The sequence below is a fragment of the Serratia sp. MYb239 genome, from assembly GCF_002966855.1.
GTDB lineage: Bacteria > Pseudomonadota > Gammaproteobacteria > Enterobacterales > Enterobacteriaceae > Serratia_B > Serratia_B rhizosphaerae.
This window is the reverse complement of record NZ_CP023268.1, coordinates 2,671,958-2,685,448: the sequence shown is the minus strand read 5'-3', so window position 1 is coordinate 2,685,448 and position 13,491 is coordinate 2,671,958. Positions and strand designations below refer to the sequence as shown.

The 13,491-nt window shown below is 56.4% G+C and carries 12 protein-coding genes; 5 read left to right on the top strand and 7 right to left on the bottom strand.

The annotated features are described in order from the left end of the window. Positions 1 to 12: 12 nt before the first annotated feature. Both CLM71_RS12935 and yeaG read right to left on the bottom strand, forming a co-directional pair. Entirely contained in the window at positions 13 to 1,281 is a 1,269-nt protein-coding gene (locus CLM71_RS12935; RefSeq protein WP_105231370.1) for a YeaH/YhbH family protein, read from the bottom strand. A 102-nt stretch (positions 1,282 to 1,383) separates the two neighbouring features. Then, positions 1,384 to 3,318, bottom strand: a complete 1,935-nt coding sequence (gene yeaG / locus CLM71_RS12930) for a protein kinase YeaG (RefSeq protein WP_105233378.1) — start codon at positions 3,316 to 3,318, stop codon at positions 1,384 to 1,386. Positions 3,319 to 3,924: 606 nt separating this feature from the next. Here yeaG and CLM71_RS12920 point away from each other — a divergent pair. Further along, on the top strand, positions 3,925 to 4,671 hold the full coding sequence (locus CLM71_RS12920) for a MipA/OmpV family protein (RefSeq protein ID WP_269655670.1): 747 nt from the start codon (positions 3,925 to 3,927) through the stop codon (positions 4,669 to 4,671). Between the two features lie 68 nt (positions 4,672 to 4,739). Here CLM71_RS12920 and CLM71_RS12915 read toward each other — a convergent pair whose 3' ends face one another. Together CLM71_RS12915 and gapA are read right to left on the bottom strand one after the other, a co-directional pair. Further along, on the bottom strand, positions 4,740 to 5,615 hold the full coding sequence (locus tag CLM71_RS12915; protein ID WP_105231369.1) for a D-hexose-6-phosphate mutarotase: 876 nt from the start codon (positions 5,613 to 5,615) through the stop codon (positions 4,740 to 4,742). Between the two features lie 107 nt (positions 5,616 to 5,722). Next, entirely contained in the window at positions 5,723 to 6,718 is a 996-nt protein-coding gene (gene gapA / locus CLM71_RS12910; RefSeq protein WP_015672573.1) for a glyceraldehyde-3-phosphate dehydrogenase, read from the bottom strand. A gap of 349 nt (positions 6,719 to 7,067) precedes the next feature. Here gapA and msrB point away from each other — a divergent pair, with 349 nt between their 5' ends. Both msrB and CLM71_RS12900 read left to right on the top strand, forming a co-directional pair. Continuing rightward, a complete protein-coding gene (gene msrB / locus CLM71_RS12905) occupies positions 7,068 to 7,481 on the top strand; it encodes a peptide-methionine (R)-S-oxide reductase MsrB (protein ID WP_105231368.1) in 414 nt (137 codons plus the stop codon). 69 nt (positions 7,482 to 7,550) lie between these two features. Beyond that, on the top strand, positions 7,551 to 7,823 hold the full coding sequence (locus CLM71_RS12900) for a YeaC family protein (RefSeq protein ID WP_015672571.1): 273 nt from the start codon (positions 7,551 to 7,553) through the stop codon (positions 7,821 to 7,823). Positions 7,824 to 7,878: 55 nt separating this feature from the next. Here the strand turns inward: CLM71_RS12900 and pncA are convergent, their stop codons facing one another. From pncA to sppA, 3 genes are all read right to left on the bottom strand, one after another. After that, positions 7,879 to 8,511, bottom strand: coding sequence for a bifunctional nicotinamidase/pyrazinamidase (pncA, locus tag CLM71_RS12895; RefSeq protein ID WP_105231367.1), 633 nt, complete (start codon positions 8,509 to 8,511; stop codon positions 7,879 to 7,881). 16 nt (positions 8,512 to 8,527) lie between these two features. Continuing rightward, a complete protein-coding gene (ansA, locus tag CLM71_RS12890; RefSeq protein WP_105231366.1) occupies positions 8,528 to 9,544 on the bottom strand; it encodes an asparaginase in 1,017 nt (338 codons plus the stop codon). Between the two features lie 94 nt (positions 9,545 to 9,638). Further along, positions 9,639 to 11,492 (bottom strand): signal peptide peptidase SppA, encoded by a 1,854-nt coding sequence (sppA, locus tag CLM71_RS12885; RefSeq protein WP_105231365.1) that lies wholly within the window; start codon positions 11,490 to 11,492, stop codon positions 9,639 to 9,641. 161 nt (positions 11,493 to 11,653) lie between these two features. Here sppA and CLM71_RS12880 point away from each other — a divergent pair, with 161 nt between their 5' ends. Both CLM71_RS12880 and selD read left to right on the top strand, forming a co-directional pair. After that, positions 11,654 to 12,205 (top strand): NAD(P)H nitroreductase, encoded by a 552-nt coding sequence (locus tag CLM71_RS12880; RefSeq protein ID WP_105231364.1) that lies wholly within the window; start codon positions 11,654 to 11,656, stop codon positions 12,203 to 12,205. A 242-nt stretch (positions 12,206 to 12,447) separates the two neighbouring features. Next, positions 12,448 to 13,491 carry a selenide, water dikinase SelD gene (selD, locus tag CLM71_RS12875; RefSeq protein WP_105231363.1) on the top strand — a complete coding sequence of 348 codons (1,044 nt, stop codon included), beginning with the start codon at positions 12,448 to 12,450 and terminating at the stop codon, positions 13,489 to 13,491.

Genomic DNA, 13,491 nt, shown 5'->3' with positions numbered 1-13,491 from the left:
GAGAGACGGCCTTCAGGCGGTTTGGGTGTGGAACAGCTCGCGGAATACCGGATAGATATCGTCCGGTTCACGAATATGCTGCATGGCAAAGTTGTCGAACCTGGCCTGTAAGTTTTCATATTCACGCCACAGAGTTTGATGCGCCCGGCGGGTAATTTCGATATAGCTGTAGTAGCGCACGATCGGCAGCAGTTTTTTCGCCAGTAACTCATGGCACAGCGGGGAGTCATCGGCCCAGTTGTCGCCGTCCGACGCCTGCGCCGCGTAGATGTTCCACTGCGCCGGGTTGTAACGCTCCTCCACCACTTCGCTCATCAGCTTCAGCGCGCTGGAAACGATGGTGCCGCCGGTTTCCTGCGAGTAGAAGAACTCTTGCTCGTCGACTTCTTTGGCCTGCGTATGGTGGCGGATATACACCACCTCGACGTTTTTGTAGGTACGGCTAAGGAACAGATAGAGCAGGATATAAAAACGCTTGGCCATATCTTTCGTCGCCTGATCCATTGAACCAGAAACGTCCATCAGGCAGAACATCACCGCCTGGCTGGATGGCTCCGGACGGCGTTCATAATTCTTGTAGCGTAAATCGAAAGTATCGATAAAGGGAACGCGTTCGATTTTCTGCCGCAGTTCGGCAATCTCTTTACGTAGCCGCTCCTCTTCCAGCAGTTGCACCGGTTCGGTATTTTCCATGGTGGTCAGTTGCTCTTCCAACTGACGCAGTTCGCGGCGTTTGCCGGCGGTCATTGCCGTACGCCGCGCCAGCGAGTTTTGCAGGGAGCGTACGATACTGATGTTGGCGGGCACGCCGTTGGCGGTGAAGCCGGCGCGATGGGTTTTGAATTCGGTGAGCTGTTTGTACTCATTTTTTTTCAGGTTCGGCAGCGCCAAATCTTCAAACAGCAGGTCGAGATATTCGTCTTTGGAGATCTGGAAAACGAAATCATCCTGACCTTCACCGTCCTGGCTGGCGTTGCCCTGACCGCTGCCGCCGCCACCGCCGCCCTGTGGCCGTTCGACGCGATCGTTCTGTACGAAATGATCGTTACCGGGGTGGACGCGATGGCGCGTGCCGCCGCGCCCCTGATGAAACATCGGTTCGTTGATATCGGCGTTGGGAATCGATACGGATTCGCCACTGTCTATGTCGGTGACCGAACGCTTGTTGATGGCCTCGGCGATCGACTGTTTAATTTGCGACTTGTAGCGGCGCAAAAAGCGCTGGCGATTCACCATGCTTTTGTTTTTGCCGTTCAGCCGTCGATCAATGAAATAAGCCATAGTTCCCCCAACCATTGCCAACTTTCTATGCCCTGGCGCCCGCGAACCGCAGCCCGCGGGCTTATTAAGGCATCCCTCTACGACGTCACTCGCAGCGCGTTATCAGGAGGATTTTCTGACCCGCAGATACCATTCGCACAGTAAACGCACCTGCTTACGGGTATAGCCTTTTTCCATCATGCGATCGACAAAGTCGTCGTGTTTCTTCTGCTCGTCCGTGGAGGTTTTCGCGTTAAAGGAGATGACCGGCAGCAGTTCTTCGGTATTCGAGAACATTTTCTTCTCGATAACCGTGCGCAGCTTCTCATAACTGGTCCAGTTAGGATTGCGGCCATTGTTGTTTGCCCGGGCGCGCAGCACGAAGTTGACGATTTCGTTGCGGAAATCCTTCGGATTGCTGATGCCGGCAGGTTTTTCAATTTTCTCCAGTTCGGCGTTAAGGGATTCACGGTCAAACAGCTGGCCGGTATCCGGATCGCGGTATTCCTGATCCTGAATCCAGAAGTCCGCATAGGTCACGTAGCGGTCGAAAATATTCTGACCGTACTCGGAGTAGGACTCCAGATAGGCGGTCTGGATCTCTTTGCCGATAAACTCGGCGTATTTCGGGATCAGATAACCTTTCAGATGCTCCAGGTATTTTTCCGCCAGATCCTGCGGGAACTGTTCGCGTTCTATCTGCTGTTCCAGCACGTAGAACAGGTGCACCGGGTTGGCCGCCACTTCGGTATGATCGAAGTTGAACACGCGTGACAAAATTTTGAAGGCGAAGCGGGTCGACAGGCCGTTCATCCCTTCGTCCACGCCGGCATAGTCGCGGTATTCCTGATACGACTTGGCCTTCGGATCGGTATCTTTCAGGCTTTCACCGTCGTAAACGCGCATTTTTGAGTAGAGGCTGGAGTTTTCCGGCTCTTTCAGCCGTGACAGCACGGTAAAGCGCGCCAGCGTTTCCAGCGTGCCCGGCGCGCACGGCGCGTGGGTCAGTTCACTGTGATCGAGCAGTTTGTCGTAGATTTTTATCTCTTCCGACACCCGCAGGCAGTACGGCACCTTGACGATATAGACACGGTCAAGGAAGGCTTCGTTGTTTTTGTTGTTGCGGAACGTCACCCATTCCGATTCGTTGGAGTGGGCCAGAATGATGCCGTTAAACGGCAGGGCGGAGATGCCCTCGGTACCGTTATAGTTACCTTCCTGCGTGGCGGTCAGCAGCGGGTGCAGCACCTTGATCGGCGCCTTGAACATCTCGACGAACTCCATCAGCCCTTGGTTGGCCCGGCACAGGGCGCCGGAATAACCGTAGGCGTCGGGATCGTTCTGCGCGTGGTTTTCCAGTTTACGGATGTCCACTTTACCGACCAGAGCGGAAATGTCCTGGTTGTTTTCATCGCCGGGTTCAGTTTTGGCGATGGCGATCTGTTCGAGAATCGACGGACGCACTTTCACCACTTTGAACTTGGTGATGTCGCCGCCAAATTCATTGAGGCGTTTCGCCGCCCATGGCGACATAATGGTGCCCAGGTAGCGGCGCGGAATGTTGTACTCTTTTTCCAGGATGCCGGCGTCTTCCTGCGGGTTGAACAGGCACAGCGGATGATCATTGACCGGGCTGCGTTCGCCGTTGGCGCTTAGCGTATAGATAGGCACCAGCTGCATCAGTGCTTTCAGCCGTTCGGCCAGCGAGGATTTACCGCCGCCGACCGGCCCCAGCAGATACAGGATCTGTTTTTTCTCTTCCAGGCCCTGTGCGGCGTGTTTCAGGTAAGAGACGATCTGCTCGATAGCCTCCTCCATACCGTAGAACTCTTCAAAGGCCGGATAGCGCGCGATCACGCGGTTGGAGAACAGGCGCGACATGCGGGACTCAAGCGCGGTGTCGACCATGACCGGTTCACCGATAGCCATCAGCAGACGTTCCGCGGCATTGGCGTAGGCACTGCGATCTTCCCGGCAAATGGTAAGAAATTCCTGCAGTGTGAACTCTTCGTCCTTGGCAGCTTCATAGCGCTGGCGATAGTGGTCAAATATGTTCATGGCGATGCCCGTCCTTTCGTTATTAGCACAGGTTAAAGGGAGCAGGTGATAGACCCGTTGGGATTGAGACTGTGGCCGTAGCGCCGCAACTCAATAACATTGAGTACCCATTCCGGCCCCCGAAAGAAGAAGTTAAAACCTGAGTACAGCAACCCGTATGCCAACCTGTTGCGCTTATTATCGCGAGTTGCGCTGTATTGCCACTGGGCTCAGGGTAATTTCAGCTTCTGATTTAAGCTTAGTTGGCATAGCGGAAAATTTCCTGTCAGCGAAAAAGCTTTTTTTAAGTCATATCAATGACTCAGTTATTTCAGGGTCAACGGAGGGCCTTATTGGCTGCGGCCTGAGGGGGGAAACGTCATGTTTCTGACATGCCTTATACATATTTCAACATTAATGTTGCCGATCCGGCGTGATTTAACATGTAAAGATAAAGCGCGTCACTAAAATTTCACCTAGAATATGACGCTATTTTAACGGCTCCGATCCGAGCATGGCATGACAACGCAGTATCACGGATGGCCTAGGGACGTCTGTATCGGGGAGCGCGTTGCCGGGCTGGCGACGCAACGTGTTTATACAAGAACAACGAGGGGAATCGAACGGGTGAAAATTTTCAAATTCAAAACGTTGGCAATCGCCGGTGCGCTGCTTTGCGCGCAGGGTGCTCAGGCGGGAACCTGGTCGCTGGGGGCATCGGCGCTGTTGACGCCGGACCCTTACAAGGGCAACAACACCCGCCTGTATCCGGTGCCGGTGATCAACTATGACAGCGAGGATTTTTACTTCCATACGCTGACCGCCGGTTATTACCTGTGGAACGATGAGGTCAACAAACTCAGCGTGATGGCGTACTATTCACCGCTGCACTTTAAGCCCGGCGACAGCGATGACGATAGCATGAAACGGCTGGACAAACGTCGCGGCACGCTGATGGCTGGGATGGCCTATTCGCATAATGCCGAGTGGGGCACGCTGCGTGCGGCCTTCAGCGGCGATACGCTGGATAACAGCAATGGATTGGTCGGCGATCTGGCCTATCTGTACAAGTTCCAGCTGGGCGACTGGAGCCTGGCCCCGGGCGTCGGCGTGACCTGGAGCAGCAAAAACCAGAATAAATACTACTACGGCGTGAGCGACAACGAGTCGCGCCGCAGCGGCCTGAACAGCTACAAGCCAAGCGACAGCTGGGCGCCATACCTGGAGCTGACGGCGAACTATCAGATCAACAAGAGCTGGAACGCCTTCTTTATGGGACGCTACGTGCGCCTGTCTGATGAAGTTAAAGACAGCCCGATGGTGGACTCGTCTTACGACGGCATGCTGTGGAGCGGTGTCACGTATACCTTCTGACGGCGGCTGTACGCCAAGAGAAAAGGGGCGCTATCGCCCCTTTTGCTTATCTGCCGTCCGGCACGGACTTAGGCGTCTTTGCGGCAGCGGAAGGTCACCGCCAGACGGGCCGGCTGTTCGCCCTGCGCCAGCAGCGGCTTGCTGAGTCGTCCGGTTTCAACACACACCATGGTTTTGTAGCCGTCGTTGGCCATATCCGCCATGCTGCAGGAGAGTTCAGCGCCCGGATTCCAGGCGATCACATCGCTCATATAGTGGTGTTGCACTTCAATCGTGCGTTGCAGCGCCGGATCCTTGATCAGGCTGCATGTCGTCGGCTGGGTGTAAATACGGTCGGTCTGGCCGCTAAAGGTCACATCGCCGCTCTGGCGGGTTTCAGCGCCGTTTGCCACTTTATCCAGATACGTTTCTCCAAGCCCGGCAACGCTGACCCTGGCGATATCGCCGATTTGGAAATAGCTGTGCAGCGCTGCAGTGGCCTGATAGTCGCCGTGTGATTCCAGCTCGATTTCACAGCTCTCCCCCAGCTTGAAGCGGGCGATTAGCGTAAAGGCGTGCGGCCACAGCTTGCGGGTCTGTTCGTTATCCTGCAGCGTAAAAGTGAGGATGACGCCATCCTGATCTTCGTCATGTGCGGTCAGGCGCCAGGGTTGATTACGCGCAAAGCCGTGCGAAGGCTTGCCGGCCGGGCCGAACCATGGCCAGCAGATCGGTACGCCGCCGCGGATGGCGTTGCCGGCTTTAAACGGCGTGTTTTCGCTCAACCAGATGACGGGCCGTTCGCCGCTCGGCTGCCAGCCGATCAGATGCGCGCCTTGCAGCGTTACCGCCGCGCGAACTTTGGGGTGAGACACCACCACGACGCTTAACTCGTCCAGCTGTCGTTGGCTGATATACGGAGAAATCTGTTTGCTAATGGGCAGGGTGAAAACTTTTTCGTTCATCGAGTCACCTTATCTATCGCCATATACTCTTGCTGAGCAGGGGAGAAAAACCAATAAAAAAGGGCGACATTAATGTCGCCCTCGTCAATCAGCTGTACATCACGCCATTATTTGGAGATGTGAGCGATCAGATCCAGTACTTTGTTGGAGTAGCCAGTTTCGTTGTCGTACCAGGAAACCAGTTTCACAAAGTTGTCGTTCAGCGCGATACCTGCTTTGGCATCGAATACGGAAGTCAGCACTTCACCGTTGAAGTCGGTAGAAACCACGTCGTCTTCGGTGTAGCCCAGAACGCCTTTCAGCTCGCCTTCAGCGGCTTCTTTGATGGCTTTCTTGATGTCTTCGTAAGTGGCAGATTTTTCCAGACGCACGGTCAGGTCAACCACAGATACGTTTGGAGTCGGAACGCGGAACGCCATACCGGTCAGTTTGCCTTTCAGTTCAGGCAGAACAACGCCTACCGCTTTTGCTGCGCCGGTAGAAGAAGGGATGATGTTCTGGGATGCGCCGCGGCCGCCGCGCCAGTCTTTGTGAGACGGGCCATCAACGGTTTTCTGCGTTGCGGTGGTAGCGTGAACGGTGGTCATCAGGCCTTCAACGATGCCGAACTTGTCGTTGATGACTTTAGCCAGCGGAGCCAGGCAGTTAGTGGTGCAAGATGCGTTGGAAACGATATCCTGGCCAGCGTATTTTTCAAAGTTGGCGCCGCGTACGAACATTGGGGTCGCATCTTTGGAAGGGCCGGTCAGCACAACTTTCTTCGCGCCTGCGGTGATGTGTTTACGTGCGGTTTCGTCGGTCAGGAAGATACCGGTGGCTTCAGCAACAACGTCAACACCCACTTCGTTCCACTTCAGGTTAGCCGGGTCTTTCTCTGCGGTAACACGGATAGTTTTGCCGTTAACAACCAGGTGGCCGTCTTTAACTTCTACCGTACCGTTGAAACGGCCGTGGGTAGAGTCATACTTCAGCATGTAAGCCATGTACTCCGCGTCCAACAGATCGTTGATTGCAACGATTTCGATGTCGGAACGTTCCTGAGCAGCACGGAAAACAATGCGGCCGATACGGCCAAAACCGTTGATACCTACTTTGATAGTCATATATTCCACCAGCTATTTGTTAGTGAATAAAAGGTTGGTTGTAAAATTACAAAAACCTTACCCAGCGTCAAGCGGAATCGTGTCAATTCTTGCGGCAAGTCAAAGCTGAGAGCTGAGTTTGCACGCTTATTGTACATTCCGTTTGCGTTCGGCCTCATTGGGACAAATGGGGGCAAACCGCCGAGTTTAAAGAGCGCTTGGGTCAGATATGTGATCGCCATCACATAACGCCCCGGCGTGGACTTTATGCGCTACAGTTTAGGCTAAAAAGGCCTGCAGCGCTGTTAATTTTTTGTTATCATTAATCATTGTTTTCGTTGACATTATCCATATTTCGGGAATCGCATCTATGAGCAAAGATCACGCCCCCCACACCCCGGTCACGGAACTGAATGAAATACAACGTTATGTGACCCAGGAACACGGTACGGAAGCGCCGTATTCCGGCAAATTGCTGCAGAACAAACGCGATGGTCTCTACCATTGCCTCTGCTGTAATGCGCCGCTGTTTTATTCCGAAAGCAAGTATGACTCCGGCTGTGGCTGGCCAAGTTTCTATGAGCCGGTGTCCGACGATGCCATCCGCTATCTTGATGATAATTCACATAATATGCAGCGAGTTGAGATTCGCTGCGGTAACTGTGATGCGCACCTGGGCCACGTGTTCCCCGACGGCCCGCAGCCGACCGGCGAGCGTTATTGCGTTAACTCCGCCTCGCTGAGTTTTACCGACGCCGCCAACGGCGAGAAGACGGCAGGCTGAGCGAATTTTTTAGAAAAATCGATTCAGCTATTATTCAACGGCAGTAGGAATAAGTGAAGGACGGCCCTGATGGACGTGAAGGATTTGGTTGCGGCGATGACGCCGGAGATTTACCAGCGCCTGGCGCAGGCGGTTGAGCTGGGTAAATGGCCGGACGGCGTGGCGCTGACGCCGGAACAGAAAGAAAACAGCCTGCAGGCGGTGATGCTGTGGCAGGCAATGCATAACCACGATCCGCAACATATGAGCATCGGCACCGACGGCCAGATCGTGATGAAGAGCAAGCAAGAGTTGAAGCAGCAGTTCGCCGCAGAGCCGCTGATTAAGCTGAAACCGCAGTAAGCGGCGGGCAGGGCGCAGTGTGCAAACGGGCGATGTCAGATCGCCCGTTTGTCGTTTAGCGCTGCAGAAATTGTGACAAGGTCACTAATTGCGCGCCGGTCTGCTGCATTGCCTGCAGCGCCCGATCGCTGTCATCGGGCTGCAGGTTGACGCCGCGGCAGCCGTCGCTAATGACCTGAACGGCGTAACCCAGCTGCAGGGCGTCCAGCACGCTGAACTTTACGCAGTAGTCGGTTGCCAGCCCCATGATCGTCAGCGTGCTGACGTTGCGTTGTTGCAGCCAATCATCCAGCGCGGTTTTTGCTCGGTGGCCGTTATCAAAAAACGCGCTGTAGCTGTCGATGGCCGGATCCTGTCCCTTGCGAAATACCGCATCGATTTGCCGCTGCTGCAGGCGCGGATGAAACTCGGCGCCGGCGCTTTCCTGGACGCAGTGAACCGGCCACCAGACCTGCGGCAATCCTTCCAGCTCACCCAATTCGCCGACCAGCCCTGATGAATTAACGGCAAAACTGCGATGCTGCATCGGATGCCAGTCCTGACTGGCAACCACCCAGTCGCCGCGGTCGTGGCTGGCGGCGATCGCCTGGTTGGCCACTGCGATGACGGCATCGCCATCTGTGACCGCCAATGCGCCGCCGGGGCAGAAGTCGTTTTGCAAATCAATCAATAACAGGGCGCTGTTCATCGTCTCTCCCGGTATTTTAGCCCGCGGCGCTCAGTTCGCCGCGCAAGTCTTGCTGCATCTGCTGGCGGATCTCGGCGGGCGTCAGCGGCAGGCTCAGCAGATAGTGCAGTTTCGTCAGCGCGGCTTCGACGGTCATATCAAAACCGCTGATGACGCCGGCATGCGCCAGCGCGTTGCCGGTGGCGTAGCCGCCCATATTTACCCGGCCGGACATGCACTGGGTGAGGTTGACCACCACGATGCCACGTTCGGACGCGGCGCGCAGTTCATCGACCAGTTCAGCTTTTTGCGGCGCGTTGCCAACGCCGTAGGAGCGTAAAATCAGCGCCTTGACCGGCTGCAGCAGGAAATTACGCACCACCGCGCCGGAGATGCCAGGGTAAATGGTCACCACGCCGATCGGCTGCGGCGTAATATTGTGCACCTTCAGCTCACCATGACAGGCCGGCGACGCGATGCCGCTTTGACGGCGGATGTGGATACCGGCTTCCAGCAGCGGCGGCAGGTTGGGCGAGGCGAAGGCGTCAAAGCCGTCGGCATGCGCCTTGGTGGTGCGGTTGCCGCGGAACAGCTTATTGTTGAAGAACAGGCTGACTTCGTTCACCGGGTGGTTAGCGGCCAGATACAGCGCGTTCAGCAGGTTGGTTTGCCCGTCGGAGCGCAGTTCCGCCAGTGGAATTTGTGACCCTGTCACTATTACCGGCTTATCCAGATTCTCCAGCATAAAGGAGAGCGCGGAAGCGGTGAACGCCATGGTGTCGGTGCCATGCAGGATCACAAAGCCGTCGTAACGGTGATAGTTATCTTTAATATCGTCGGCGATATGCTGCCAGTCTTCCGGGGTCATATCGGAGGAATCGATCAGGGGCGCATATTCATGAATGGTGAAGTCAGGCATTTCCGGGCGATGGAACTCTGGCATCAGCGCCAGCTGGCGCTGTAAGTGGCCAGAGGCGGGGATATAGCCCTGTTCGGAACGCTGCATACCGATGGTGCCGCCGGTATAGGCGACGTAAATGGATTTTTTTTGCATGGCAGGGAATCGGTAGAGAATAAGATGGGCTGAATTATAGGACGATAAATCCAGAAAAAAAGCCCGGCGTTGCGCCGGGCTGAAGATTAATGACTTATCGGACTTCGCCGCAGGTCAGACAAATGGCGTAGCGGTTCTGCGGATCGTTCATGTTATTGAACAATCCCGGCTGCTCTTTCATCGCCATCGCCACCGAAGCCAACGGCGCCGGCAGCATGGATTGGATGGCGGCAGGCAGCATGGCGTGGATGGAGACGCCAAACTGGCTGAGCACCATATCCGCCATGCTCGGCGAGTCAACAAACCAGTTCAACTGCCACTGCTTCAGTTTGGCCAGCTCGGCGGCTTTCTTCACCGCGTCATCGAAATCACCCAGTTGATCGACCAGACCGTTGGTTTTGGCGTCGCTGCCGGTCCAGACGTGGCCCTGTGCGATTTTATCCACCTGTTCCGGCGTCATTTTGCGCGAGTCCGCCACCAGGCCGATAAAGCGCTTGTAGCCGTTCTCAATGTTGAGCTGCATCATCTGCGCAAACTCCGGCGGCAGCGCTTTGGTTACCGCCAGATCGGCCAGCGGTGAGGTCGCCACGCCATCGGTGTGCACGCCGATGCTGCCCAGCGTGTCCTGATAGGTATTGATCACGCCGAAGATGCCGATCGAGCCGGTCAGGGTGCTTGGGCTGGCGATAATGTAATTCGCCGGCGTAGAGATCCAGTAACCACCGGAGGCCGCCATGCCGCCCATCGAGACCACCACCGGTTTGCCGGCGGCGCGGGCGGCCGCCAGTTCGGAACGGATCACCTCGGAAGCGCTGACGCTGCCGCCCGGGCTGTTAACCCGCAGTACGATGGCTTTTACTTTCGGGTCCAGACGCGCCTGGCGCAGTTCCGCAGCGGTGGTGTCGCCGCCGACCGTGCCCGGCGTCTGTTGGCCGTCCATAATGGCGCCATTGGCGAACACGACGGCGATCTGGCCGCCTTGCTCCGGCGTTGGCGCAGGCTGGTAGTCGTAAATGCTGATGGCGTTAAAATCGTTGGTCTGTTTATTCCAGCCAAAGGCCTTGACCAGCTTATTTTCCATTACTGTGCGTGAAGCCAGCTCATCCACCAGTTTGTTGTCGAGCGCATACTTGGCGGTGTCGCCCTGGGCGGCCTGCAAACCGCTGAGAACGCCGGCAGCGCCGGGGAACAGCTGCTGCGGCGTAATTTGGCGGTTGGCTGCCACGGTGTCCAGGTAGTTCTGCCACAGGTTGCCTATCCAGCGGCTGTCCGCTTCGCGCGCGGCCGGCGACATGTCGTCGCGCAGCAGCGGCTCAACCGCCGATTTATAGGTGCCGACGCGGAAGATATTGGTGCTGACCTTCAGTTTGTCGAGCAGTGTCTTGTAATACAGGTTGTTGGTGGCGAAACCGTGCAGGTCGACGTTGCCCTGCGGCGACAGGTAAATCTTGTTGGCGTAGCTGGCCAGATAGTACTGCGTCTGGTTATAGCTATCGCCAATGGCGTAGATCGGTTTGCCGCTGTCGCGGAACTCCCGTAGCGCTTTGCCGATATATTGCAGCGATGGCTGATCGGCACCGGCAAAATCATTCAGCTGCAGTACCAACCCGGTAATGTTTTTATCGTCCTTAGCCTTGCGGATGCTGTCGACCAGATCGAACAGAGAGTTCTCCTGCAGCTCGCTGGCGGAGGCGCCGAGGAATTCGCGGCTGCGTTGCAGCAGACGGTTTTTCATGCTGGGCTGATCGACCACCACGCCGCTCAGGTTGACCAACAGTGCGCCACGGGTGCTTTCAGCCGGCGGGGTGCTCTGGAAGGCAAAATAGATGCCGACGCCGATCAAAATCAGCACGATTAAAAACAGGTTGAGAATAAACTCTCTGACAAAATTCAGCAGACGCCATGTCCACCTGAACGTTCCGGCAATAATACGCCACAAAGTATGCATGTTTTCTCCAAACATGGGCTGAGGATGTCCCGTTATCCTAATGAGCGGCCAGCCAAATGTCAGCTTTAAATCACTGTCGACAGCCGTTATTGTCAATGCTGTAACTTGCTGTTTAGCTGTGCTACCGTGATGAAAATGAAAATTGTTATCAGGAGTTTGTGATGGATGCGCTGGATCTGTTGTTGAACCGCCGTTCGGCCGCTCGCCTGGCGGCCCCTGCGCCGAGTGGTGAAGTACGGCAAAATATTATCAATGCCGGTTTACGCGCGCCCGACCACGGCGCGCTGCAGCCTTGGCGTTTCGTGCTGATTGAAGAGCAGGGGCTCGAGCGTTTCAGCCAGCTGTTGCAGACGGCCGCCAGACAGGATGGGTTGGACGATGCGGCGATTGACAAGGCCAGACAGGCGCCGTTCCGCGCGCCGCTGATTATTACCGTGATCGCCCATTGCAGCGACAACCCCAAGGTACCGCAATGGGAGCAGGTGGTGTCCGCCGGCTGCGCAGTGCAGGCGATGCAGATGGCCGCGCTGGCGCAAGGATTTAACGGTATCTGGCGCACCGGCGCCTGGACCGCGCATGCGCAGGTGCGTGAAGCGTTCGGCTGCCGTGAGCAGGACGAAATCGTCGGTTTCCTGTATCTGGGCACGCCGCAGCTGAAGGCGGCCAGCAAAGTTGTCGCGCCGGATAGCGCGCCGTTCGTCAGCTACTTCTAAATTTTTCCGGGCGAGACGCAAAAAACGCGCAATACCCTGTGTTTTTGTACTGTTTATGAGCAGGTCGACGCATTATCGTCGGCTTGCTCTTATCAATCCCTCCGGCAAGCGCTACCCTATATTCCAATTGATTGAAGTTGTACCCAGGTGGCATATCAATGCGCCTTCAGCCGGGTGATGCACCGGGCTGGCATCGCGGCATATATGTTATCTTGAAGGCTGTTAACCGAAGGAAGTGGACTATGACATCGCCAACCATCCGCCTGACCCAGTACAGCCACGGTGCTGGCTGCGGCTGCAAGATTTCTCCGCAAGTACTCGAAACTATTCTGCACAGCGAACAGGCCAAATTCGTCGATCCGCGTTTGCTGGTGGGTAATGAAACCCGCGATGATGCGGCGGTTTACGATATCGGCAACGGCACCGGCGTGATCAGCACGACTGATTTCTTTATGCCGATCGTCGACGATCCATTTGATTTCGGCCGTATCGCCGCGGCCAACGCCATCAGCGACGTGTATGCCATGGGCGGCAAACCGATCATGGCGATTGCCATTCTTGGCTGGCCGGTGGACAAACTGCCGCCAGAAGTGGCGCAGCAGGTGATCGACGGCGGACGTTATGCCTGCCGGCAGGCGGGGATTGCGCTGGCCGGCGGCCACTCCATCGATGCGCCGGAGCCGATCTTTGGCCTGGCGGTCACCGGCATCGTCAGCACCGAACGGGTGAAAAAGAACAGCGCTGCGCAGGCCGGCGCCAGATTATTCCTGACCAAACCGCTGGGGATCGGCGTGCTCACCACCGCCGAGAAGAAAAGCCAGCTGCGGCCAGAACACGCTGGGCTGGCGACCGAGGTGATGTGCCGGCTGAACCTGCCGGGCGCTGAATTTGCCGAGGTCGACGGCGTGAGTGCGATGACTGATGTGACCGGCTTTGGTCTGTTGGGCCACCTGAGCGAAATGTGTCAGGGCTCCGGGCTACAGGCGACGCTCTGGTTTGACCGGGTGCCGAAGCTGCCGGACGTTGAACGCTATATCGCCGAAGGCTGCGTACCGGGCGGCACCGGCCGTAACTTTGACAGTTACGGCCACCTGATAGGCCCGATGAGCGACGTACAGCGTCAGCTGCTGTGCGATCCGCAGACCTCAGGCGGACTGCTGCTGGCGGTGATGCCGGAGGGCGAAGCGCAGGTGCAGGCGATTGCCGCGCGCCACGATCTGCGGTTGGAAGCAGTTGGCGAACTGCACGACGCGGTGGCCGGTAAACCGATGATCGAGGTTCAGTAG

What these genes read in the sequence shown, in the direction of transcription:
- CLM71_RS12935 (WP_105231370.1), bottom strand. Translation starts at nt 1,281, where the DNA reads ATGGCTTATTTCATTGATCGACGGCTGAACGGCAAAAACAAAAGCATG.
- yeaG (WP_105233378.1), bottom strand. Translation starts at nt 3,318, where the DNA reads ATGAACATATTTGACCACTATCGCCAGCGCTATGAAGCTGCCAAGGAC.
- CLM71_RS12915 (WP_105231369.1), bottom strand. Translation starts at nt 5,615, where the DNA reads ATGAACGAAAAAGTTTTCACCCTGCCCATTAGCAAACAGATTTCTCCG.
- gapA (WP_015672573.1), bottom strand. Translation starts at nt 6,718, where the DNA reads ATGACTATCAAAGTAGGTATCAACGGTTTTGGCCGTATCGGCCGCATT.
- msrB (WP_105231368.1), top strand. Translation starts at nt 7,068, where the DNA reads ATGAGCAAAGATCACGCCCCCCACACCCCGGTCACGGAACTGAATGAA.
- CLM71_RS12900 (WP_015672571.1), top strand. Translation starts at nt 7,551, where the DNA reads ATGGACGTGAAGGATTTGGTTGCGGCGATGACGCCGGAGATTTACCAG.
- pncA (WP_105231367.1), bottom strand. Translation starts at nt 8,511, where the DNA reads ATGAACAGCGCCCTGTTATTGATTGATTTGCAAAACGACTTCTGCCCC.
- ansA (WP_105231366.1), bottom strand. Translation starts at nt 9,544, where the DNA reads ATGCAAAAAAAATCCATTTACGTCGCCTATACCGGCGGCACCATCGGT.
- sppA (WP_105231365.1), bottom strand. Translation starts at nt 11,492, where the DNA reads ATGCATACTTTGTGGCGTATTATTGCCGGAACGTTCAGGTGGACATGG.
- CLM71_RS12880 (WP_105231364.1), top strand. Translation starts at nt 11,654, where the DNA reads ATGGATGCGCTGGATCTGTTGTTGAACCGCCGTTCGGCCGCTCGCCTG.
- selD (WP_105231363.1), top strand. Translation starts at nt 12,448, where the DNA reads ATGACATCGCCAACCATCCGCCTGACCCAGTACAGCCACGGTGCTGGC.